The organism is Congregibacter litoralis KT71, assembly GCF_000153125.2.
In the GTDB taxonomy this organism is placed as follows: Bacteria; Pseudomonadota; Gammaproteobacteria; order Pseudomonadales; family Halieaceae; genus Congregibacter; species Congregibacter litoralis.
In genome coordinates this window covers 335,114-355,759 of sequence record NZ_CM002299.1, presented here as the reverse complement: position 1 = coordinate 355,759, position 20,646 = coordinate 335,114, and the positions used below count along the sequence as shown (strand labels likewise).

Sequence of the window (20,646 nt, the reverse complement as noted above, 5' to 3'; positions counted from 1 at the left end):
CCGCTTGGACAGCGGGCTTTTTTTTGGTTCATCGCGCCTTTCCGGGAAAAGCGGATTTAATCTTGAGGAAGAAGTAATCGCTATCACGATATCCGTAGGCCATTCGTTTGATGACCTTGATGCGGTTATTCACACCTTCCAGCACGCTCGTGTTTAGCGGGTAAACAGCACTGGCAATAATGCCCTCGGCATACGGTTTCAGGTTCTTTGCAAAGCGCCTGAGCGGCTCAATCCCACTTGCCAGAGCCTGGTTGTACCAATGCGTCCAACGCCATCGAGCGGCTCGTTCGTTCTTGGCATACCAAAGCTGCTTTAGCTGGCTCTTCATCAGATATGTGATCATCAAGGGTTGGTTGATCGCCAAGAGCTCGTTGAGATCCGCCGCCTGCCGTTCGTCTAGATTTTCCGGGTTGCGCAGTAGTAGCCATCTAGATTGCTTCACCGCTCGACGAGCCGGCCTGTCCTGCCGTAACGCATTCGCCTGATCGACTCGCACACGATCAATGACTTCACGGCCGAACTTGGCCATCACGTGGAAGAGATCGTAGACCACGCGCGCCTGTGGGCAGTGCGCCTGCACTTCCAGGTCCATAGCCGTGTTCTGATCCATTGCAACGGCTTCAATATGCTGGCAATGCTCACCCAGCCAGACAAAGAAGGGCCTGACCGCTTCGCGAGAACGGCCTTCGCCGACCCACAGTACTTGCCGCCGTTCGGCGTCCATCACAACACTGGCGTAACGATGCCCCTTGAATAACGCGAATTCATCCATCACCAGATAACGCACGCGGCTCAGGTCTAGGGGCGGCAGCTCGCGCCCCAATCGAGCCTTATCGATCGCCTTGAGCGTATGCCAGTGCAGGCCTGTCAGTTGGGCGACGTGTTTGATCGGCAGCAGTCGTAACAGCACCTCCGCGTGAAGACGCATGCGCTCCGTCATGCGAGCACGGGGCGCTAGCCAGGAGAGCCGTTCGCGGCCCACACCACAGCGCTGGCAGCGCACGCGCCTGACAGGCACATCTAACCATACGCGATAGTCGAACAGATCGCGGTCTCTCACCCGTCGATACTGCGTATCGTGAACCTTTGGACACAAGGCCCCGCACTGCGCGCACGCCGGAGCTTGCGCTGGATCGGGAGCGAGATGGATAACACAAGTGCTGGAGCCCAGAGTCTTCGAGGAGATAGGAACAAACCCTTCCCAGGCGAGGCCAGGAAACGTAGCATCAAGCATGGCGGCGGTCCTTCGGTCGGCTGTTTGGTTGCACTTACAACCTAAACCGATTGGCTGTCCGCCTCTACTACTTGCTATATCCCGCTAATACGCGATGAACCTTTTTTTTGCCCGGCGATCTGCTACTTTTTGCCCGACGATCTGCTACGGTAAGCGTTATCTTCTGGAGAATTGCTATGGTCGGTTCGCAAAAAACGCCCCTTTTTTCAGCGACTAACCGCGTAATCAGCGCGATAACCGTTGCCGTGGCTCTTGTGGCCATTGCGCCCGTGAGTTTTGCCTGGGGCCAGGTTTACAAAGTCATCGACGATGAAAACGGCGTTGTTTTCACCGATAGCCCCCAGACCATGGACACGACGGGTAAGCAAAGCGTCGAGAAGATAGAGATGCAGGAAATTAACACCGCCACCCCCGTGGAAATGCGTCCACCGGCGCCCGCGGCCCCGAGCGCCGACGCAGAATCAGCGGCCGACGCAGAACCAACAGTGACCATTGCCTCCCCTGCCGACGAAAGCACCATCGCCATGGGACCGGGCAATTTTTCTGTCAGCGCTACGGCAACTCCGCCCCTGTCCCGAGCCGAGAGGCTGGTGCTGCTCATTGATGGCAGCCCCCGGGGAGAGCCCCAGTCTTCGGGAAGCTGGTTTGTGGAGGGCGCTATGCGTGGCCCCCATGACCTGGTGGTCCAAAGGACAACGTCCCGAGGCAAAGTTATTGCCACCTCCGACTCCGTGCGTATCTACGTTTTACGCCCCTCGATCATCGGCCGCTAAGCGACCCCAAACATCCTGCACCGACTTGGTGCAATTGTCCGGATCTGATCATTGCTGCCCTGCACAACGAATGAACATTGTCTTTCTTACGTAAGCTTGTAAGCACTCACTATCAATAAAAGGCCTATATAACAGAAAGCCATGGCGCCTAACTGAAAACCAAGGACATGGCGCTATTTTTGCTTCATTATTAAGCACAGTGAGCCAAAGGGTTGCCCCACGGCGCCAGATGCTGCAACAGGACATCATCGATAACATCAACAGCGGCATCATCGGACTGGATGCCGACTATCGCGTGCGCCTGATAAATCCCGCGGCCGAGGCTCTCCTACAACTTTCCGAAGCGCGCATCCTCGGCGTCAAGATCTGCGAACTGGACACCCATGACGTGCCCTGGCGGGCCACCCTTGATCAGGCGGCAAGAGAGGGTCGGGCCATTGTCCGGCGAGGACTCTCCCTGGATACCCGGGATGGCAAACCTTCCTTCGCCGACATTGTGGTCTCCCCCATGAGGGAGGTCTCCCGCCTCGCCTTCCTCATCGAAATGCAGCCCGTGGACCGCCTTCTGCGCATCAGTCGAGAGGAGAATCTCATGAGCGCTCAGGAAACCACGCGTACCGTGGTCCGGGGTCTGGCCCATGAGGTCAAAAATCCCCTGGGAGGGATTCGCGGTGCCGCCCAGCTTCTCGAGCGGGAGCTGCCCAAGGGCTCCCTTCAGGAATACACAAACATCATCATTCAGGAAGCGGACCGCTTACGGGATCTCGTGGACCGCCTTCTGGGTCCCAACAAAGAGCCGGCCCTGGTGAGTCTGAATATTCACGAGGTACTGGAGCACGTGCTCCAGCTTGCTGTCGTAGAAGCGGGAGAGCGCCTGGCGGTGCTGCGGGACTACGACCCCAGCCTTCCCCCCGTCAAGGGCGATCGGGGCCTTCTGATCCAGGCCCTCCTCAACATTATCGGCAACGCGCTCCAGGCCACGGAAAACCAACCCCAGTGCGCTCTTACCCTGCGCAGCCGCTCCCAGCGGCAGTTCACCATTGGGGAGCGACGTCACCGTCTGGTATGCCAGATCGACATTATCGACAACGGCCCGGGCATTCCCGATGCACTCCGGGACACGCTTTTCGTGCCTATGGTCAGTGGCCGCGCCGAGGGCACGGGATTGGGCCTGTCGATTTCTCAATCCATCGTTCACCGGCACGGCGGTCTCCTCAGCTGCGAGAGTCATCCGGGAGAAACCTGTTTTACCATCCACCTACCCATGGAAAACTGACATGCAAAATTCTGGCGCCGTATGGATCGTCGATGACGATCAATCCATACGCTGGGTTCTGGAAAAAGCCCTGACCCAAGCGGATATTGCCCGGGAATGCTTCGCTGATGCGGAGTCCATGCTCCGTCGCATGGAAAACGAACTGCCCGACGTCGTTATCAGCGACATTCGCATGCCCGGCATAGACGGTTTCGAGCTGCTTCAGCGTATTCGGGAGAACCATCCCGATCTTCCGGTGATCATCACCACTGCGCACTCGGACCTCGACAGTGCCGTGGCGTCCTATCAGCAGGGCGCTTTTGAATATCTGCCAAAGCCCTTCGATATTGACGAAGTGGTGGCCGTCGCCGAGCGGGCCCTGGCCCAGGCACGGGAGCGTAACCGTTCCAAACCCAAAAGCGTCAGCAATACCACGCCCACACCGGAAATTATCGGCGAAGCGCCGGCCATGCAGGAGGTGTTCCGGGCCATTGGTCGCCTGGCGCATAGCAACATCACCGTATTGATCAACGGCGAATCCGGCACGGGCAAAGAGCTCGTAGCCCATGCGCTCCACCGTCACAGCCCCCGCGCCGACGCGCCCTTCATTGCTCTTAATATGGCGGCGATTCCCCGGGATCTCATGGAATCAGAGCTTTTTGGCCATGAAAAAGGCGCCTTCACGGGAGCAAACGCCCGCCGGGAGGGCCGCTTTGAGCAGGCCAACGGCGGCACGCTCTTTCTCGACGAGATCGGCGACATGCCCGCAGAAACGCAGACACGGCTGCTTCGCGTGCTTGCGGATGGCGAGTTTTACCGGGTCGGCGGCCATACCTCCCAGCGCACGGATGTGCGGATCATTGCGGCAACGCACCAGGACCTCGAGGGCCTGGTGCGCAAGGGCGATTTTCGCGAGGACCTGTTCCACCGCCTGAACGTCATCCGTATCCACATCCCCAAGCTCTCCGAGCGCCGCGAAGATATCCCGCGTCTCATGGAGTTTTTCTTTGATAAGGCGGCGAAGGAACTCGGGGGCGAGCCCAAGATTCTTCTGCCGGAGACGGAGCAGTTTCTCAGCTCATTACACTGGCCCGGCAATGTGCGACAGCTTGAGAATACCTGCCGATGGCTCACGGTGATGGCCTCGGGACGGGAAATTCACCTGTCGGATCTGCCGCCGGAACTGGGCCGTGACAGCGAGGAGACCGCGGGAGAGCAGGATCTGCAATGGCAGGAGCTCCTCTGCCAGTGGGCGCGCACGGAGTTGGTCAGTGGCAAGCAGGATATCCTCCGCGAGGCCATTCCGGCCTTTGAAAAAGCATTGATTGAAGTGGCCCTGGCTCACACCCGGGGTCGCAAGCGCGATGCCGCAGAGTTACTGGGCTGGGGCAGAAACACCCTGACGCGAAAAATGAAAGAACTGGAAGGCGGTGACGCCTAGATGCTCCACGTCGCCCTCTACGAGCCCGAGATACCCCCGAACACGGGGAACATCATGCGCCTCTGTGCCAATACGAGCTGCCCCCTGCATCTCATCAAGCCCTTGGGCTTTTCCCTGGAGGACAAACAACTGCGCCGCGCGGGCCTGGACTATCGCGAATTCGCTCACGTGCAGACCCACGACAGTCTCGATGCCCTGATACAGACGCTCCACAGACCGCGCATCTGGACCCTGAGCACCCGGGGAACCCGCAACTACACGGACGCAGACTTTCAGAAGGGGGATGTGCTGCTCTTCGGCCCGGAAACGCGCGGGCTGCCGGCAACGGTTCTGGATGAGCTGGGGGTACACCGCTGCCTTCGCGTGCCCATGTATCCGGACAGCAGAAGCCTGAACCTCAGTAACGCAGCGGCGCTTGTGCTCTACGAGGGCCTACGTCAACAGGGCTTCCCGGGCATGGCCTGAGGCCCGCACGGGAAGCTGGTTGAAACTACCGGAGCGAATAGAGCTCCCCGGGGAAAGAACCCCGGAGAGAGTCCCCGAGAGAGTCCCCGAGAGAGTCCCGTAGACCCGCAGAAAGAGCCCGCAAAGCAGGGAGCTCCTAAGGAAAACGCGCTTAGTGCGTAGAGGGCTCTGCCGCGGCAGCCTGCTGCTGAGCCTGTTGAGCCAGAGCCTGCTCAAAGAGCGCGTCGAAGCTGACGGGAGACAGCATCAGTGCGGGGAAGCCGCCCTTGACGACCAGATTGTCGATAGTCTCTCGCGCGTAGGGGAACAGAATGTTCGGCGCAGCGGTGCCCAGGACGCGACGAAGCTGATCGGGCTCAAAACCGGTAATAAAGAAGATACCAGCCTGTTGAACCTCAACGAGAAATGCCGTGTCTTCTTCCATTTTTGAAGTCACGGTGATGGTGAGGACCACTTCGAAGTTACCCTCTTCATCAATCGCATTGCTGCGCGTGTTCAGATCGACGTTGACCTTGGGCTGCCACTGCTTCTTAAAAATCTCGGGCGTAGCCGGGGACTCAAAAGACAGGTCCTTGTTGTAAATACGCTGCAGTACAAACTGCTGCTGTGCCGGTTCCTGTGTTCCTGCTGCCTGTTCTTCAGCCATTGCTGATACTCCTGTAAACAATCAATAAAAAAGTGGGTAGGAAATAGTGTTCTAACTCAGGTTCTAGCTCTGCGGGCCGCCGCTCAGGAGGCCATCGAGAAGCCCCCGCTGCTCAAGGGCCGCTAAATCTGTGTAGCCCCCCACGTGGCTCTCGCCAATCCAGATCTGAGGCACGGTTCGTTGCCCGGCGAGCTCAGTCATTTTTTTCCGCAGCTGCGCGTCGCCATCGACGGGAATATCTTCGTAGGACACGCCCTTGGCATCCAGCAGTCGCTTGGCCGCAACGCAATAGGGACAGAAGCGGGTGGTGTACATGGTCACTGTATTGGTCGATTTAGTGGACACGACGCTGGCTACTTGCTGACAGTGGGCAGCTGAAGGCTGGACCACTCCATCATGCCGCCGGTCATTTTATACACCTGATTAAAGCCTGCAGCGCGCAGTTGCTTACCGGCGGTGGATGCCTGCTGCCCCATCTTGCAGACGAGTACCACAGGCTTGTCCTTGAAGGACTCCAGCTCAGCGCTGCGTTCCTGTAGTTTGGTCATGGGAATATGTCGTGCTTCAACGATATGCCCCTGTTTAAAGGCGGCAGCATCTCGCAGATCCACAAATACGCCGTCTTCACGATTGACCAGATTAATCGCCTGCTGGGGACTGAGGCCGGGGCCGGACTTGCGTCCTTCGTGGGCCACAAGCATAGCAATGGCGGCCGCCAGGGCGCCCATGAGAATCCATTGCTGCGCTGCAAATTCTAAAAAAAGTTCCATGATCCCGTAGGTATACCGACAAGGCCTGAAGGCCGAAAAGGTCGCGAAGTATACAGTCTGGCCGGGAGTCGCTCCACCCCGAACAATGCGCCAGGAGCTGACAATCGGTAGAATTGTCCAACGCACACCGCAGGCGTGCTCAGCAGCGCGCGCCTGCCCTCACCATTGCCATAGCGAGCCGGACACACCAAGCATGCAGGAACAGCAAAAATCTCCCACGGCACTGATCATTCTTGATGGCTGGGGTCACCGGGAAGACAGCCGGGACAACGCCATTGCGAACGGCAATACCCCCAACTGGGATCGTCTGTGGAACACCGCCCCCCACACCCTCATGTCGGCGTCCGGCCTGGATGTAGGCCTCCCCGAGGGCCAGTTCGGCAACTCGGAGGTGGGACACATGAGCCTCGGCTCCGGCCGGGTCCTCTATCAGAGCATTTCCCGGATCGACAAGGCCATCAGCGACGGCTCCTTCGACAGCAATGAGCAATACTGCGCCGCTATTGATGGCGCCATTGCCTCAGGCGGCGCGGTACACGTCATGGGGCTCCTGTCCCCCGGCGGCGTCCACAGCCACGAACGGCAGATTCTCGCCGCCCTGCGCCTCGCTGCGAAGCGTGGCGCCACGCAGATTTACCTCCACGCCTTTCTCGATGGGCGGGACACGCCGCCGCGCAGCGCTGAAGCCTCGCTCCTCGCTGCCCAGGCCTGCTTTGAGGAATTAGGCGTCGGTCGCATCGCCACGATTACCGGACGCTACTACGCCATGGACCGGGACCAGCGCTGGGAGCGTGTTGAGCCCGCCTACCTCCTCCTGACCCAGGGCGAAGGAGTGCACAGCGCCGACTCTGCGGTGGAGGGACTCCAGGCCGCCTATGCCCGCGATGAAAACGATGAGTTTGTTGCTCCAACACGTATAGGGACGGCCGCTCCCATCAGCGATGGCGACGCCGTGCTGTTTATGAATTTCCGTGCGGACCGTGCCCGGGAGCTCACCCAGTGCTTTGTCGATGAAGACTTCAAGGAATTTGAGCGCGAGCAGCGGCCGGCTCTCGCCGCATTCGTGATGACCACGGAATATGAGGCGGGGATGAACGCCGCCTGCGCCTTCCCCCCGAGCAAGCTGAGCAATGTGCTGGGCGCCTGGGTCGCCGACAAGGGCTTGTCCCAGCTACGTATCGCCGAGACAGAAAAGTACGCCCACGTGACTTTCTTTTTCAGTGGCGGGCAGGAAGCCGAATTTCAGGGCGAAACCCGGATACTGGTGCCATCGCCGGATGTTGCCACCTATGACCTCCAGCCGGCGATGAGTGCCGTTGAGGTTACGGATCGTCTGGTGGCCGCGATTCGCGACCGGGAGTTTGATCTCATCGTCTGTAACTATGCCAACGGCGACATGGTGGGGCATACGGGGAACTATGCAGCCGCCGTGGAGGCCGTAGAGGTTTTGGACAGCTGTCTCGGTCGTATCGAGAGTGCCCTCAAGGAAGTGGGCGGTCAGGCCCTGATTACGGCGGATCATGGCAACTGCGAGCAGATGCAGGACTATGACTCGGGACAGCTTCATACCCAGCACACCACGGAGCACGTACCCCTGGTTTACATGGGCGACAAGAGCCTCACCCTGGACCCCGCGGGTGGGATTCTGGCTGACGTCGCGCCAACACTCCTTGGGCTCATGGCTCTGGATCCGCCCGGAGAGATGAGCGGTCGCAACCTGGCCACCCTGGCGGACGGGCAGTCCTGACCCAGCCCCGTGACCTGCGCGGCGCCCCATAGGCGCGATTCTCGCCAGTTTCTTTTCTGCATGGGCACCCTGCTCCTGGTGCTTGCCCTGCCTCTGGTCGCCTCAGGTCCGGCGGCACAAACCCTCAACGGCGCTGATGCCGAGGAGACCCGGGAGCGTCTCCAGCAGCTTGAAAAAGACATCGCTCGCATCACCGCGGCGCAGGCGAAGCGGGAGAAGCAACGAAGCTCACTCCAGGCTGAACTCCGGCGCAGCGAAACTGCCCTCGGCAAATTGCAGGAACGACAGCAGGCAACGCGATCCGCCATCAGGGACAATCAGAAAGAAATCCTGGGCCTGACGGAGAGACAGAGCCGTCTGCAGAGCGCCGCCGACAGCCAGCGGGAGGCCGTAGCCGCAGAGATCCGCCAGGCCTATAAAAGCGGCGGCAATAACCAGCTAAAGCTTCTCCTGAGCGAGGAAGATCCCCAACGCCTTGCGCGTATGCTGGCTTACTACCGCTACATTCTAAAAGCGCGCAGCGAACTTCTGGATGAGTTTCAAGACACCCTCGTGTCCCTTGGGGCCTTAAAGAACGACCTGAGGGAAAAGGAAACCCGCCTGAAGGAGCAGCGCGCGTCCCTCGCCGAGCAGCAGCAAGCCCTTGAAGCCCAGCGCCAGGAGCGCAAAACACTTCTGGCGCAGATTGATGCGTCCCTTGATAGCGATGCGGCGAACCTTGCAGCCCGGGAGCAGGACCGCGAACAGCTGGAAAGTCTCCTGGAAGAGATCGACGCTGCCCTGGCGCAACTAATTCCCGAGGATGATGTCGAACCGTTCAGTGCCGCCCGGGGCAGCATGAGCTGGCCCGTGGAGGGACGCATCAGCAATCGCTTTGGCCGCCCCCGAAACCAGGGCAAGATGCGCTGGCAGGGCGTCCGCATGAAAGCGGAGGCAGGTAGCACGGTCACTGCTATTCACCACGGACGGGTTGTCTATGCGGACTGGCTGCGAGGCTCGGGGTTGTTGCTGGTTCTCGATCACGGCGAAGGTTATCTGAGCCTCTATGCCCACAACGAGAGCCTGTTGCGGGAAGTGGGGGATTGGGTCAAAGCCGGGGCGCCTATCTCCACCGTAGGCGACAGTGGTGGCCAGAGTGAGGCCGGGCTTTACTTTGAAATCCGCAAAGACGGCAAACCCACGGACCCCCAGCAATGGTGCCGCGGCTGAAGGAGCCGGGCGGCTTACCCGGGCTCTCCCAAGGCCACGTCCCGATTAGGCTACACTGGGGTTTTCCACTACACACTATGCGTAACATGTCTATGATTCGAACACGTTTAAGCGCCCTGGCCATCACTGCAGCAGCGATGATGCTCAGTCATTCTTTTATTGCCCACTCCCAGGACGACACGGACGCCGGGGAACTACCCCTGGATGAACTGCGCACCTTTGCCGATGTGTTCAATCAGATTCGCGTGGGCTACGTGGAAGAAGTCGACGACAGCACCCTCCTTGAGTACGCCATCAAGGGCATGCTCACGGGTCTGGACCCCCACTCGGTGTATCTGGAGCGCGACGCCTACGAGGACCTGCAAAGCTCCACCAGCGGCGAATTTTCTGGTCTGGGACTGGAAGTGGGTATGGAGAACGGCTTTCTGAAAGTCGTTTCGCCCATTGACGGTTCACCGGCGACGGACGCGGGCATACTCGCCGGAGATGTCATTTTGAAGCTGGATGGCGTCGCCATCCGCGGCATGAACCTCAACGAAGCTGTGGAGAAAATGCGCGGTCCCAAGGGCAGCGAAATTACCGTGTCCATCGGTCGCCCCGGCGAGCAGGAGCCCTTTGATCTTACCCTGGTCCGGGACACCATCCGCGTAGCCAGCGTGCGCGAGCGATGGCTGGAACCCGGATTTGGCTATCTGCGCATCTCACAGTTTCAGCAAAAAACCGGTGACGACGTCAAAGCGTCCATCGAAAAACTTCTGGCGGAGCAGCCCCTCAAAGGACTCGTGCTCGATCTTCGCAACAACCCGGGGGGTGTCCTGGGCGCAAGTGTCGACGTGGCCGGACTGTTCATGGAGAGCGGTAACGTGGTGTACACCGAGGGTCGTCTCAGCAACGCCGCGCAGAATTATGGCGCGGCGCCCGGTGACATCACTGACGGCGCTCCGCTGGTAGTACTCATCAATCGCGGCTCGGCCAGTGCTTCAGAAATTGTGGCCGGCGCCCTCCAGGATCACGCCCGGGGTGTGGTCATGGGCACCCAGAGTTTTGGCAAAGGCTCCGTGCAAACGGTGCTGCCTATTTCTGAATCCCGCGCAGTCAAACTCACCACCGCCCGGTACTTCACCCCCAACGGACGATCCATTCAAGCGGAAGGCATCAAGCCGGATATTGTGGTGGAGCGCGCCAAGGTCGAGACCTTTGATGAGTCGGGCCGGGTGAGCGAGAAAGATCTTGCGGGGCACCTGGACAATACCAGCGACCAGGCCTCCGTGGAGGCCCTGGCAAGCAAGGGCCTTATTTCCCAGGATAATCAGCTCTATGAAGCGCTGATCCTCCTCAAGGGACTCAATATCATCAATCCCCGATCGCCCCGAGCCCTACCTGCGGAGCAGCAAACCGCTGCGGCGCCGGACCCCAACCGCGAATCCTGAGTACAGGGCAATGAGGGCGGGCGTCCGACGGAGCCGGGACTGATTTTATGGCGGGTAAGCGATTGCTGTTAACGGTCCTCGCTATGGCCGCGGTCGGCATTGCGGTGGGTGGCTGGGCTACGAAGCCGGCGCCCCTGTCGCCCGCCCCTCCTCAGCTTGTCATTCCTGCGGCCATTGATGATTACCTGCGCGAGAAAGAATCCGCCGAGCATGCCCTTGTTGGCGTTACCGAAGGCGCCGAAAAGCGCGTGGTCTGGGCGGGTGAGCCCGGGCAGCGCAGTGACTATGTACTGGTATATTTTCATGGCTTTTCCGCAACCCGCCAGGAAATAGCCCCGGTACCCGAACTGGTGGCGCAAGCCCTGGGAGCAAACCTTTTCGAGACCCGCCTTGCGGGGCACGGTCGAGAACGGGAGCAGCTTTCGGGAATCAGCGCCGAGGACTGGATGAACGACGGCGCCGAGGCTCTCGCCGTTGCCAAAGCCCTCGGAGAAAAAATCGTGCTCATGGGAACATCCACGGGCGCTACCCTGGCGCTGGCCATGGCTCGCCACCCGGACTTTGCGTCCGTGGACAGTCTTATTCTGGTTTCTCCCAATTTTGGACCTGCGGGGAAAGGCTCAGGCATCACCACGGGCCCCTTCGGTCCACAGCTGGCCCGGTTGATTCTTGGGGAACGGCGCTCCTGGGTCGCCGCCAATGATCTCCAGGAAAAGTATTGGTCGACGGATTACCCCACGGCGTCCATCGTTGAAATGATGCGCCTGGTCAATCTCTCCGTAGAACTGACTCCCGAGGCAAAAAGCAAGCGAGCCATGCTGGTGTATTCGCCCAAAGACGATGTGGTGTCCGTCAGCAAGTTACTGGCCGGTTTTGAACGGCTGCCCGCCGGGCAGAAGAAAGTGCACGCCGTCGATGAACCCCGAAGTCTCAGCCCTCATGTGCTCACGGGCGATATCCTGGCACCCGGCACCAGCGAGGAAACAGCGGCACTCATCAGTGCATTTATCGCCGGCGCCTAGGACAAACTCACTTCCGGGATCCTAGCGGCGTACTTCGATACCCGCCTCTGCCATAAAGTCCTTTGCCTGACCCACGGTGAACTCCCCGAAGTGAAAGATGCTCGCCGCGAGAACCGCATCAGCGCCTCCCTCGGTCACGCCATCCACCAGATGCTGGAGAGTCCCCACACCGCCCGAAGCAATCACCGGAATGTCCACGGCATCGGTAATAGCGCGGGTAACGCCGAGTTCAAAGCCGTCGCGGGTGCCATCGCGGTCCATGCTGGTCAGGAGTATTTCCCCCGCGCCCAGGGATGCCATACGCTGCGCCCACTCAACGGCGTTGATGCCCGTGGGCTTGCGCCCGCCGTGGGTAAAAATCTCGTAGCGGGGCGCTCCATCGACGTCGGCAACACGCTTGGCATCAATAGCCACGACAATACACTGGGCGCCGAAGCGCTGGGAGGCGCGGCGCACGAGTTCTGGATCGTGAATGGCCGCGGTGTTGATACTGACCTTGTCGGCTCCGGCGTTAAGCATGGTACGAATATCCTCAACGCTGCGAATACCGCCGCCTACGGTCAGGGGAATAAACACCTCCCGGGCGATGGCCTCCACCATGTGCACCGTGGTTTCCCGGTCTTCATGGCTCGCTGTTATGTCCAGGAAGGTGATTTCGTCGGCGCCCTGCTCGTTGTAGCGCGCGGCAATTTCCACGGGATCGCCTGCATCCCGGATATCCACAAAATTCACGCCCTTTACGACGCGACCGTTGTCGACATCCAGGCAGGGGATAATGCGTCGCGCCAGTCCCATCAGGCGGCGTTCTCATCGCAGAAGCGCTGAGCTTCGGCAAGATCCAGCGTGCCCTCGTAGATGGCGCGGCCCGTGATGGCGCCCATGATTCCCGCGCTGTGGAGCGCAGCCAGAGCCCGGACATCGCGCATGTTGGTGATGCCTCCCGATGCGATCACAGGAATACCCCCGGCCTGCGCAAGGTCCAGGGTCGCTTCCACGTTCACGCCCTCCATCATGCCGTCCCGAGCGATGTCGGTGTATACGATGGCACTCACGCCATCATCGGCAAAGCGCCGGGCCAGGTCCGTCGCCTGCAGGGCGGTCACCTCGGCCCAGCCATCGGTAGCTACCCGTCCCTCCCGCGCATCCAGACCCACGATAATCTTGCCGGGAAAGGCGGCGCAGGCCTCAGCCACGAAGGTGGGTTGCTTCACCGCCTGGGTACCGATGATGACGTAGCTGACCCCCGCGTTCAGATAAAACTCGATGGTCTCCAGGTTACGGATACCGCCACCGATCTGAATGGGTAGCTCCGGAAACTCCCGGGCGATCGCCGTTACAGCGTCACCGTTGACCGGAGTTCCTGCAAAAGCGCCGTTGAGATCCACGAGATGCAGACGCCGACAGCCGGCATCCACCCAACGCTGCGCCGTTGCCACCGGGTTATCAGAAAACACGGTGCTGTCATCCATCTCCCCCTGGCGAAGACGGACACACTCTCCGTCCTTGAGGTCAATCGCAGGAATTATCAGCATGTTCCATCCCAGTCCAGAAAGTTACTCAACAACTGCAGTCCCGCCCGATGGCTTTTCTCCGGGTGAAACTGCACGGCAAACAGATTGTCCCTTGCCAGGGCCGCATCGGCGGTAACCCCGTAGTCCACGCTACCCGCAACGAGGGAGCGATCTTTGGCATGCACGTAGTAGCTGTGTACAAAATAGAAGCGCTCGCCCTCTTCGATGTGCTCCCAGAGGGGATGAGGCAGCAGCTGCTGCACACGGTTCCAGCCCATGTGGGGAACCTTGAGACGACTACCATCGTGATCCCTGAGGGGAGCGCCAAAGTGGCGAACATCGCCCTCAAGTAAACCCAGACAATCAACGCCATCATTTTCTTCGGAGCGCCCCATGAGCGCCTGCATCCCCACACAGATTGCCAGCACCGGCTTGTGCTGTTCACGGAGGGCAGCATCGAGAAGATCATCGCAATGCAGGCGTCGGATTTCGGACATACAGTCCCGGATAGCCCCCACGCCGGGGAAGACCACACGATCTGCCTGACGGATCAGGTCCGCGTCGTGAGTCACGATCACCTCCCGGGCACCGGCGTGCAGGAGAGCGCTCTCCACGGAGTGAAGATTACCCATGCCGTAGTCAATAACGGCAACGCTGGTGTTTTTGCTAGAGCCGGTCACCGCAGCCTCCGGGGCCTTAAAGCACGCCCTTGGTGGACGGCGTTACGCCCGCCATGGCGGGATCGGCGCTTAGGGCCATGCGCAGGGCGCGACCAAAAGCTTTGAACACCGTCTCGATCTGGTGGTGGCTGTTTGCGCCGCGAAGGTTGTCGACGTGGAGCGTCACCAGGGCGTGATTCACGAAGCCCTGAAAAAACTCGTAGAACAGGTCGACATCGAAACCGCCCACGGCAGCGCGGGTAAAAGGCACGTGAAACTCCAGACCGGGGCGGCCGGAGAAATCGATCACCACCCGAGACAGCGCCTCGTCCAGGGGTACGTAGGCATGCCCGTAGCGCTGAATGCCTTTCCGTTCGCCCACGGCCTTGGTGAAGGCCTGGCCCAGGGTAATGCCTATGTCCTCCACGGTGTGGTGGGCATCGATGTGCAGGTCGCCGTTAGCCTTGATGCTGATGTCCATCATGCCGTGGCGGGCAATCTGGTCGAGCATGTGCTCGAGGAAGGGCAGCCCCGTATCAAATTCGGCCTTGCCGCTGCCGTCGAGATTCAGGGACACGGTGATCTGTGTTTCCAGCGTATCGCGGCTTACCGTTGCGCTACGTTCCGACATGTTGTTCTCCCAATTGCGATGGCTTTCGCGATGACCTTCTCGATGACCCCTGCGATGACTCAGGCGATGCCACCTGCGGTGGCTTTTTCGACGACAGGTGCGGCACCCACCGCGAAGGCGCGCCATTATAGGGGAGCGGAGCGATTGAATCATTGGCAATTCTGCCGCCGCAAGGATAGTCTCGCCAGCGCCTATGGATGACTTCGCAACACGCCTCTTAGCCTGGTACGACTTACACGGCCGCCACGACCTGCCCTGGCAGCGGGATGCGACGCCGTATCACGTATGGCTGTCGGAAATCATGCTTCAGCAGACCCAGGTCGCAACGGTGATTCCCTACTATGAACGCTTTACCTCGCGTTTTCCCGACATCCAGACTCTCGCTGCCGCCGAAGCCGATGATGTGCTCCATCACTGGAGCGGTCTGGGGTATTACGCCCGGGCCCGAAACCTCCACAAAGCCGCAAAGATGCTAGTGGCTGACTTCTCCGGAACATTCCCGGCGGACGTGGAGGCCCTGCAAAGCCTGCCCGGTATTGGACGCTCCACAGCCGGAGCCATTCTGTCTACGGCCCTTGGGGGACGCGCCGCTATTCTCGATGGCAATGTAAAGCGGGTCCTCGCCCGTTTTCATGCGGTGGAAGGCTGGCCGGGTAAAAACGCCGTGGCATCGCGCCTGTGGGAGCTGGCCGAAAGCCATACCCCGGATTGCCGCGTTGCTGACTACACCCAGGGAATCATGGATCTGGGTGCGACCCTGTGCACCCGCTCAAAACCCGATTGCCCTCGCTGTCCTATGGCAGATGACTGCGCTGCCCTGGCCCTGGGGCGGCAAGGGGAATTCCCGGGCAGAAAACCCCGGAAGGTGATTCCAACGCGCACAACAAGCTTTGTTATCGCCCACACCCCGAAGGGCGAGCTTCTCCTGGAGCGGCGCCAGCCCTCGGGCATCTGGGGCGGACTCTGGTGCTTCCCTGAAGTGGACGATGACGCGGGTGCCATCCGCTATTGCGAGGAAACCTTAGCTGTCGACGTAGCGCGCACAATGGCGCTGCCCACGCTCCGCCACAGCTTCAGTCACTATCATCTTGAGATCAGCCCTCTTCTGCTTACACTGTCGAAAACGCCCGCGCTGATACGCGAAGGTCAGGAGCTGCGGTGCTGGCCCGCCGAGAAAGCCCCCGCCGTGGGCCTCGCAGCCCCCGTGAAGCGCCTGTGGGAGCAAGCGGCAGAGGCAATACAAAATTCTGGAACAGGAGAAGACTTATGAGCCGACAGGTGTTTTGTCGCAAGCATCAAAAAGAGATGCCCGGCCTGGATGCGCCACCCTTTCCCGGCCCCAAAGGTCAGGATATCTATGAGAACGTCTGCAAGCAGGCGTGGGAGGAGTGGCAGGCGCATCAGACGATGCTGATTAACGAGAAACAGCTGAGCCTCATTGACCCCGAGGCCCGCAAATATCTTCAGCAGGAAATGAACAAGTTTTTTGCCGGCGAGGACTACGACAAGGCCGAGGGCTACGTGCCCCCGGAGTCATAAACGCCGCTTTTAATGAATACTCAACGGGTACCCGTCTAGTACATAGTGAGCGTTTTTGTCGGCAAGACGTCGATGACGTCGTCGGGGACAAAAAAGTCCCGGAAAAGGTCTTCGCCGGGGGCGACCGCATACTGATCAAAGTCTGTGACGCCGGCGTCACGAAGGAGCACCTCGTCGATAAAGAAGTTACCGGTGCACTCCGTTGATGGCCGGGTGAGTATTTCGTAAGCAGCATCCGCCATGATCGCAACGGTACGGCTGCCCTTGCTCATGGCGTCGCCGCCCAGAACATTACGCACGGCGGCGGTATCAATCGCGGTTAGGGGCCAGAGTGAGTTCACGGCGATGGCGTCCCCCGCAAGCTCCTTGCTCATACCCAGAGTGCAGAGACTCATCCCCATCTTGGCGATGGTGTAGGCCACATGGGGCGCAAACCACTTGGCATCCATATCCAGCGGTGGTGCCAGGTTCAGGATATGGCCGTTGTCGGACTTCTGAAGGTGGGGGATGCAGATTTTTGACGTCAGGAAGGTGCCCCGGGTGTTGATCTCGTTCATAAGATCGTAGCGCTTCATCTCCGTACCCAGGGTAGGCGTGGGGCTGATCGCACTGGCGTTATTGATACAGATATCGATACCGCCAAAGGTCTCCACGGTTTTATCTACCGCCGCCTGCACCTGATCCTCAAAGCGAATGTCACAAACCAGGGGCAGGGCTTTGCCGCCGGCCTCTTCGATTTCTTCCGCCGCGGTGTAGATCGTGCCCGGCAGTTTTGGATGGGGCTCCGTGGTTTTCGCCGCGATAGCGACGTTGGCGCCATCCGCTGCAGCGCGCTTGGCAATTGCAAGACCAATGCCGCGACTGGCACCGGTGATAAAAATGGTCTTATTGTTCAGGCTCATGGGAGCTCCCTGCTTGACTGGATTTGAATTTAGATTTGGATAAGGGATGGACACCCTATTGCAAAAGGACTGTCGATAAAAGACATTGTGGCGACGGTTTATCCCTGTCAAATTTCTGAAGGAACGAGAACTTTTGATGAACGTGTTTACCCATCCTCTTCGCAGGCTATCCACTGGCCTGGCTGTTTCCTGCCTGCTGTTGTCTCCGGGACTCTCTGCCCATGAAACCTGGCTGCTCCCGGAGACGTTTCAGCCCGAGGCAGATTCCCAGATAACGCTGTCCATGACCAGCGGCATGGCCTTTCCGACCCTCGGATCCGGCATCAGCGCCGCGCGCATCCGAGAGGCCGTGATCAGTCAAAATGGCCAGCGGGACCTCCTCATACCCATGGACACCCGCGGTGGTGCGTTGGAACTGATTGCGACGCCCGGTGCGGGGACCGCCTGTGCCTGGATTGCCCTTAACCCCCGGATTCTGGAAATCAAACCTGAGGCCGTTGCTCACTATCTTGAGGAAATTGGTGCCGACGACAGCGTGTGGGAAGCCTGGAACACCCAGCCTGAACCGCGCTTCTGGAAGGAGTCCTACTCGAAACTGGCACGAACCTATCTACGAAGCGCCTCGGACGATGCAGCGACGGAGGAGTCATCCTGCTGGTCTGATGAGAGCGCTTCCCGCTTTGAGATTCTCCCCCTGAACAATCCCACCTCCCTGGCGCCCGGCGAGACTTTAGAGCTACAGGTACTGTTTGATCGCGAGCCCCTGACGAACCAGGCCGTGGGCCTGTGGCAGGAGGGTGATGACGCCGGCGTCCTCCATCGCTCCGATGACGATGGCCAAGTGAGTCTTGAGTTCGCGGGCGACGGGCCACACATGATCTACGCCACCCATCTCCGTCCGCAGATGGGCGAGGGCTTTAACTGGGAGAGCGACTTCGTCACCCTCACAGTCATGGTCGACGAGGACTCATGAGCGCAACTTTGACAAAAGGGCGCGGATCCATGGTATGGCGCCAGGGGCTGGCGGCGCTTGTTCTAATGCTACTGGCTGGCTGTGCCAGCATAGGAGGGGCCCTGGATTTCGACGACCCCGAGATAGAGCTCCTTGCCCTGGAACCCCTCCCCAGCCAGGGACTGGAGGCGCGTTTCCTGGTGAAACTTAGGGTGCTCAATCCCAACCCGGTCCCCCTGGCCATAAGCGGTGTTGCCTACGATGTGTTTATTCGCGACGCAAAGATTCTCTCGGGAGTGAGTAACGAGGGGATTAACGTGGGCGCCTACAGTGAAAGCGTTGCGGAGCTTGAGGTTGCCGCAGGCATGCTCGGGTCTTTGACACTGCTTCGGGATCTTATGGCAAACCCCACGGACGGCGCGCTCCCGTACAAGCTGAATGCCAAGTTGTCCCTATCGGGGCTGAGCCGCGCCATTCGCATCAGTCGCGAGGGCAGCATAGATTTAAGCGGACGCCCTTGACTGTAAGCGGACCGATAGGTTTAATACGCGGCCCTTGCGTTGAGGATGCGGTCAGCAGACTCAAAATGACGCAAAGGCTGTAGGAATATGTGCCCGGATAGCTCAGTCGGTAGAGCAGGGGATTGAAAATCCCCGTGTCGGCAGTTCGATTCTGTCTCCGGGCACCATTTCTTTTATCGCACTCAACACAAAGCATTCGATACAAAGCACTCGATACAAAGCACTCAAATTTTAGAATTTAACTCTCCGCCGGCATTTCCGTCAGGACGTTGATTTCTGCCCGGTCCCGACCGCCTTCCTTGGCGCGGTAGAGAGCGCTGTCTGCAAACGCCACGAGCGTCGTAGCCACCATTGCAAGATCCGTAAGCACCGCCGCTGGCGCGCTGGCCGCGCCCACGCTAACGGTGATCTCTTGTTTCAGTCCTTCCAGCTTTGCCACAGCCTGTCGCACCCGCTCCGCCATTATCCCGGCGCCCTCTGCGTCCGTTGCCGGGAGGATTAAGGCAAACTCTTCACCGCCATAGCGGGACACGGAGTCATTGTCGCGGCAACAGGCTCTCAGGGCTTCCGAGGTTTTGCGCAGGGCCACATCCCCGGCGGGGTGGCCAAAGGCATCGTTGTAATGCTTGAAATGGTCCACATCCAGCATCAGCACGGAGAGGGGAGTTCCCGTGCGGGCGGCACCCGCGAGCTCAGCCTTGAGCCGGTCATTAAAACCTCGCCGGTTCAGTGCACCCGTCAAGGGGTCCGTGATCGATAGACTCAGTAACTGCTGATTCACCACCTCCAGTTCGCGCTGATCCCGCGCCACCCGCTCGCGGAGCTCTTCCACGTTACGAATGGAACTGCGCCGGGAACGGTAGATAAGCAGCACCACCATAACCACGATTACAGGGGTAACCAGGGAAGACAGTCCCTCTAGCCCCAGAAGCGAAATCTGCCCATACACATACAGGGATGCTGTTGTTCCGATCGCTAATACGGCTGCGACCGTTGGCATGATGAGCATGGCGCTGCCCACGGTGGTGACCGCAAGCATAACCAGGGTGGGCGCCTGCACAGGCTCATCGAAAGAAAGCTCATGAAGATAAAGGGACCAGAGCACCAACCACCAAAGCACCAGAAGGATAAGCTCGGGAAAACGAATCCGCGTCAGATAGCGGCGACTGAAAACCAGGGCGATGACACAAACCACCGCTGAAAGCAGTGGCTGAAGAAACATACGGGTATCCGCATCGCCCGCGTGGCTGGCCGCTTCGAGCAAAAAACCCCCGGTAAAAAATGGCACGGCGATGCCGACAATGCGTCGGGCATCGTCTCGATACGCTGCCGCCATGCGCTCGGGGCTGATCGAGATGGGGTCGGGGTCCGAAGAAATGAGCGTGCTCTCGTTAGTTTTCGCAGTGGAAGCAATATAGCTTGGACGGTGATCTCGCGCGACCTTCGAGCGCCAGTTAGCCGGGCTTAACGGGGGCATTCGCGAGATTCAGTCGGGCACGGATTTCGTGGAATTTAACCAGGCGACGGAGATCCGGACCGCCGCAGCCCTGATCTTCGACTAAGGCTTCTACTTCATCCCTGCGACGCTCAAGACGGTCCTGAATATCTGCCTCCGCCTGGGCGACAGTGAGGGGCGCAAGCGAAGCTTTGCTTTCTGAGGTCTGCGGTGCGGCTTCGGCCGAAGGGGTCAGGAGATGGTCAACCGCGCGGGAGCGCACGTAATCAAAGTTGTGAGTGAAACGGCGCCGCTCTTCTGCATCGGAGGAGCCACACACGGCAATCGCCGAATGCGCCGAGGCAAACTGATCAAAAATATAAAGAGGTTCCATCCGGTATTGGAGTCGATAAAGGTTTGAAACCTCGAAGCCAAAATACCCGACAACCAGTAGTACGGCAGCGATAGACGACAGACGCTTCATTCCAAATCCGCGGCGAAACG

The 20,646-nt window shown here is 59.5% G+C and carries 23 protein-coding genes and 1 tRNA gene; 13 read left to right on the top strand and 11 right to left on the bottom strand.

What is annotated here, in order from left to right; all coding sequences use genetic code 11:
* Positions 1 to 28: 28 nt before the first annotated feature.
* Complete coding sequence (locus KT71_RS01690) at positions 29 to 1,234, bottom strand: ISL3 family transposase (RefSeq protein WP_023659797.1); 1,206 nt, start codon at positions 1,232 to 1,234, stop codon at positions 29 to 31.
* A gap of 176 nt (positions 1,235 to 1,410) precedes the next feature.
* Here KT71_RS01690 and KT71_RS01685 point away from each other — a divergent pair, with 176 nt between their 5' ends.
* From KT71_RS01685 to trmL, 4 genes are all read left to right on the top strand, one after another.
* A complete protein-coding gene (locus tag KT71_RS01685) occupies positions 1,411 to 2,007 on the top strand; it encodes an Ig-like domain-containing protein (protein ID WP_008293235.1) in 597 nt (198 codons plus the stop codon).
* A gap of 229 nt (positions 2,008 to 2,236) precedes the next feature.
* Positions 2,237 to 3,283 carry a nitrogen regulation protein NR(II) gene (gene glnL / locus KT71_RS01680; RefSeq protein WP_008293236.1) on the top strand — a complete coding sequence of 349 codons (1,047 nt, stop codon included), beginning with the start codon at positions 2,237 to 2,239 and terminating at the stop codon, positions 3,281 to 3,283.
* Position 3,284: 1 nt separating this feature from the next.
* The gene (ntrC, locus tag KT71_RS01675; RefSeq protein WP_008293237.1) at positions 3,285 to 4,703 is read left to right on the top strand and encodes a nitrogen regulation protein NR(I); all 1,419 of its coding nucleotides are present in this window, start codon (positions 3,285 to 3,287) and stop codon (positions 4,701 to 4,703) included.
* Entirely contained in the window at positions 4,704 to 5,168 is a 465-nt protein-coding gene (gene trmL, locus KT71_RS01670) for a tRNA (uridine(34)/cytosine(34)/5-carboxymethylaminomethyluridine(34)-2'-O)-methyltransferase TrmL (RefSeq protein ID WP_008293238.1), read from the top strand.
* Between the two features lie 151 nt (positions 5,169 to 5,319).
* Here trmL and secB read toward each other — a convergent pair whose 3' ends face one another.
* The 3 genes from secB to KT71_RS01655 form a co-directional block, all read right to left on the bottom strand.
* The gene (gene secB / locus KT71_RS01665; protein ID WP_008293239.1) at positions 5,320 to 5,814 is read right to left on the bottom strand and encodes a protein-export chaperone SecB; all 495 of its coding nucleotides are present in this window, start codon (positions 5,812 to 5,814) and stop codon (positions 5,320 to 5,322) included.
* Between the two features lie 63 nt (positions 5,815 to 5,877).
* On the bottom strand, positions 5,878 to 6,129 hold the full coding sequence (gene grxC, locus KT71_RS01660; RefSeq protein ID WP_008293240.1) for a glutaredoxin 3: 252 nt from the start codon (positions 6,127 to 6,129) through the stop codon (positions 5,878 to 5,880).
* Positions 6,130 to 6,167: 38 nt separating this feature from the next.
* Positions 6,168 to 6,584, bottom strand: coding sequence for a rhodanese-like domain-containing protein (locus KT71_RS01655; RefSeq protein WP_008293241.1), 417 nt, complete (start codon positions 6,582 to 6,584; stop codon positions 6,168 to 6,170).
* Between the two features lie 193 nt (positions 6,585 to 6,777).
* Between KT71_RS01655 and gpmI the strand changes: the two genes are divergently transcribed.
* From gpmI to KT71_RS01635, 4 genes are all read left to right on the top strand, one after another.
* Complete coding sequence (gene gpmI, locus KT71_RS01650; RefSeq protein ID WP_008293242.1) at positions 6,778 to 8,331, top strand: 2,3-bisphosphoglycerate-independent phosphoglycerate mutase; 1,554 nt, start codon at positions 6,778 to 6,780, stop codon at positions 8,329 to 8,331.
* Between the two features lie 60 nt (positions 8,332 to 8,391).
* Entirely contained in the window at positions 8,392 to 9,540 is a 1,149-nt protein-coding gene (locus KT71_RS01645) for a murein hydrolase activator EnvC family protein (RefSeq protein ID WP_008293243.1), read from the top strand.
* Between the two features lie 92 nt (positions 9,541 to 9,632).
* Entirely contained in the window at positions 9,633 to 10,970 is a 1,338-nt protein-coding gene (locus tag KT71_RS01640; RefSeq protein WP_008293244.1) for a S41 family peptidase, read from the top strand.
* Positions 10,971 to 11,017: 47 nt separating this feature from the next.
* Positions 11,018 to 11,992 (top strand): alpha/beta hydrolase, encoded by a 975-nt coding sequence (locus KT71_RS01635; RefSeq protein ID WP_023659794.1) that lies wholly within the window; start codon positions 11,018 to 11,020, stop codon positions 11,990 to 11,992.
* A 21-nt stretch (positions 11,993 to 12,013) separates the two neighbouring features.
* On the opposite strand, the gene hisF is transcribed toward KT71_RS01635, so the two are convergent.
* From hisF to hisB, 4 genes are read right to left on the bottom strand one after another with little or no spacing between them, the layout of a single operon-like run.
* Positions 12,014 to 12,787, bottom strand: coding sequence for an imidazole glycerol phosphate synthase subunit HisF (gene hisF / locus KT71_RS01630; protein ID WP_008293246.1), 774 nt, complete (start codon positions 12,785 to 12,787; stop codon positions 12,014 to 12,016).
* Positions 12,787 to 13,524 (bottom strand): 1-(5-phosphoribosyl)-5-[(5-phosphoribosylamino)methylideneamino]imidazole-4-carboxamide isomerase, encoded by a 738-nt coding sequence (hisA, locus tag KT71_RS01625; RefSeq protein WP_008293247.1) that lies wholly within the window; start codon positions 13,522 to 13,524, stop codon positions 12,787 to 12,789. Before hisA ends, hisF begins: the two co-directional genes overlap by 1 nt.
* Complete coding sequence (gene hisH, locus KT71_RS01620; protein ID WP_008293248.1) at positions 13,518 to 14,183, bottom strand: imidazole glycerol phosphate synthase subunit HisH; 666 nt, start codon at positions 14,181 to 14,183, stop codon at positions 13,518 to 13,520. Before hisH ends, hisA begins: the two co-directional genes overlap by 7 nt.
* A 16-nt stretch (positions 14,184 to 14,199) precedes the next feature.
* Positions 14,200 to 14,793, bottom strand: coding sequence for an imidazoleglycerol-phosphate dehydratase HisB (hisB, locus tag KT71_RS01615; RefSeq protein WP_008293249.1), 594 nt, complete (start codon positions 14,791 to 14,793; stop codon positions 14,200 to 14,202).
* A gap of 193 nt (positions 14,794 to 14,986) precedes the next feature.
* On the opposite strand from hisB, the gene mutY reads away from it, so the two are divergent.
* Together mutY and KT71_RS01605 are read left to right on the top strand one after the other, a co-directional pair.
* Positions 14,987 to 16,063, top strand: a complete 1,077-nt coding sequence (gene mutY / locus KT71_RS01610; RefSeq protein ID WP_008293250.1) for an A/G-specific adenine glycosylase — start codon at positions 14,987 to 14,989, stop codon at positions 16,061 to 16,063.
* Positions 16,060 to 16,332 carry an oxidative damage protection protein gene (locus tag KT71_RS01605; protein WP_008293251.1) on the top strand — a complete coding sequence of 91 codons (273 nt, stop codon included), beginning with the start codon at positions 16,060 to 16,062 and terminating at the stop codon, positions 16,330 to 16,332. The genes mutY and KT71_RS01605 overlap by 4 nt, the downstream gene beginning before the upstream one ends.
* A gap of 35 nt (positions 16,333 to 16,367) precedes the next feature.
* Here the strand turns inward: KT71_RS01605 and KT71_RS01600 are convergent, their stop codons facing one another.
* On the bottom strand, positions 16,368 to 17,234 hold the full coding sequence (locus tag KT71_RS01600; protein ID WP_008293252.1) for an SDR family oxidoreductase: 867 nt from the start codon (positions 17,232 to 17,234) through the stop codon (positions 16,368 to 16,370).
* Between the two features lie 136 nt (positions 17,235 to 17,370).
* Here KT71_RS01600 and KT71_RS01595 point away from each other — a divergent pair, with 136 nt between their 5' ends.
* From KT71_RS01595 to KT71_RS01585, 3 genes are all read left to right on the top strand, one after another.
* The gene (locus KT71_RS01595) at positions 17,371 to 18,207 is read left to right on the top strand and encodes a DUF4198 domain-containing protein (protein WP_008293254.1); all 837 of its coding nucleotides are present in this window, start codon (positions 17,371 to 17,373) and stop codon (positions 18,205 to 18,207) included.
* Positions 18,204 to 18,707, top strand: a complete 504-nt coding sequence (locus KT71_RS01590) for an LEA/WHy family protein (RefSeq protein WP_202962378.1) — start codon at positions 18,204 to 18,206, stop codon at positions 18,705 to 18,707. Before KT71_RS01595 ends, KT71_RS01590 begins: the two co-directional genes overlap by 4 nt.
* A gap of 91 nt (positions 18,708 to 18,798) precedes the next feature.
* Positions 18,799 to 18,874 (top strand) — tRNA-Phe (locus KT71_RS01585).
* 71 nt (positions 18,875 to 18,945) lie between these two features.
* On the opposite strand, the gene KT71_RS19570 is transcribed toward KT71_RS01585, so the two are convergent.
* Together KT71_RS19570 and KT71_RS01575 are read right to left on the bottom strand one after the other, a co-directional pair.
* On the bottom strand, positions 18,946 to 20,184 hold the full coding sequence (locus tag KT71_RS19570; RefSeq protein WP_023659793.1) for a GGDEF domain-containing protein: 1,239 nt from the start codon (positions 20,182 to 20,184) through the stop codon (positions 18,946 to 18,948).
* Complete coding sequence (locus KT71_RS01575) at positions 20,162 to 20,626, bottom strand: hypothetical protein (RefSeq protein ID WP_023659792.1); 465 nt, start codon at positions 20,624 to 20,626, stop codon at positions 20,162 to 20,164. The genes KT71_RS19570 and KT71_RS01575 overlap by 23 nt, the downstream gene beginning before the upstream one ends.
* Positions 20,627 to 20,646: the final 20 nt, after the last annotated feature.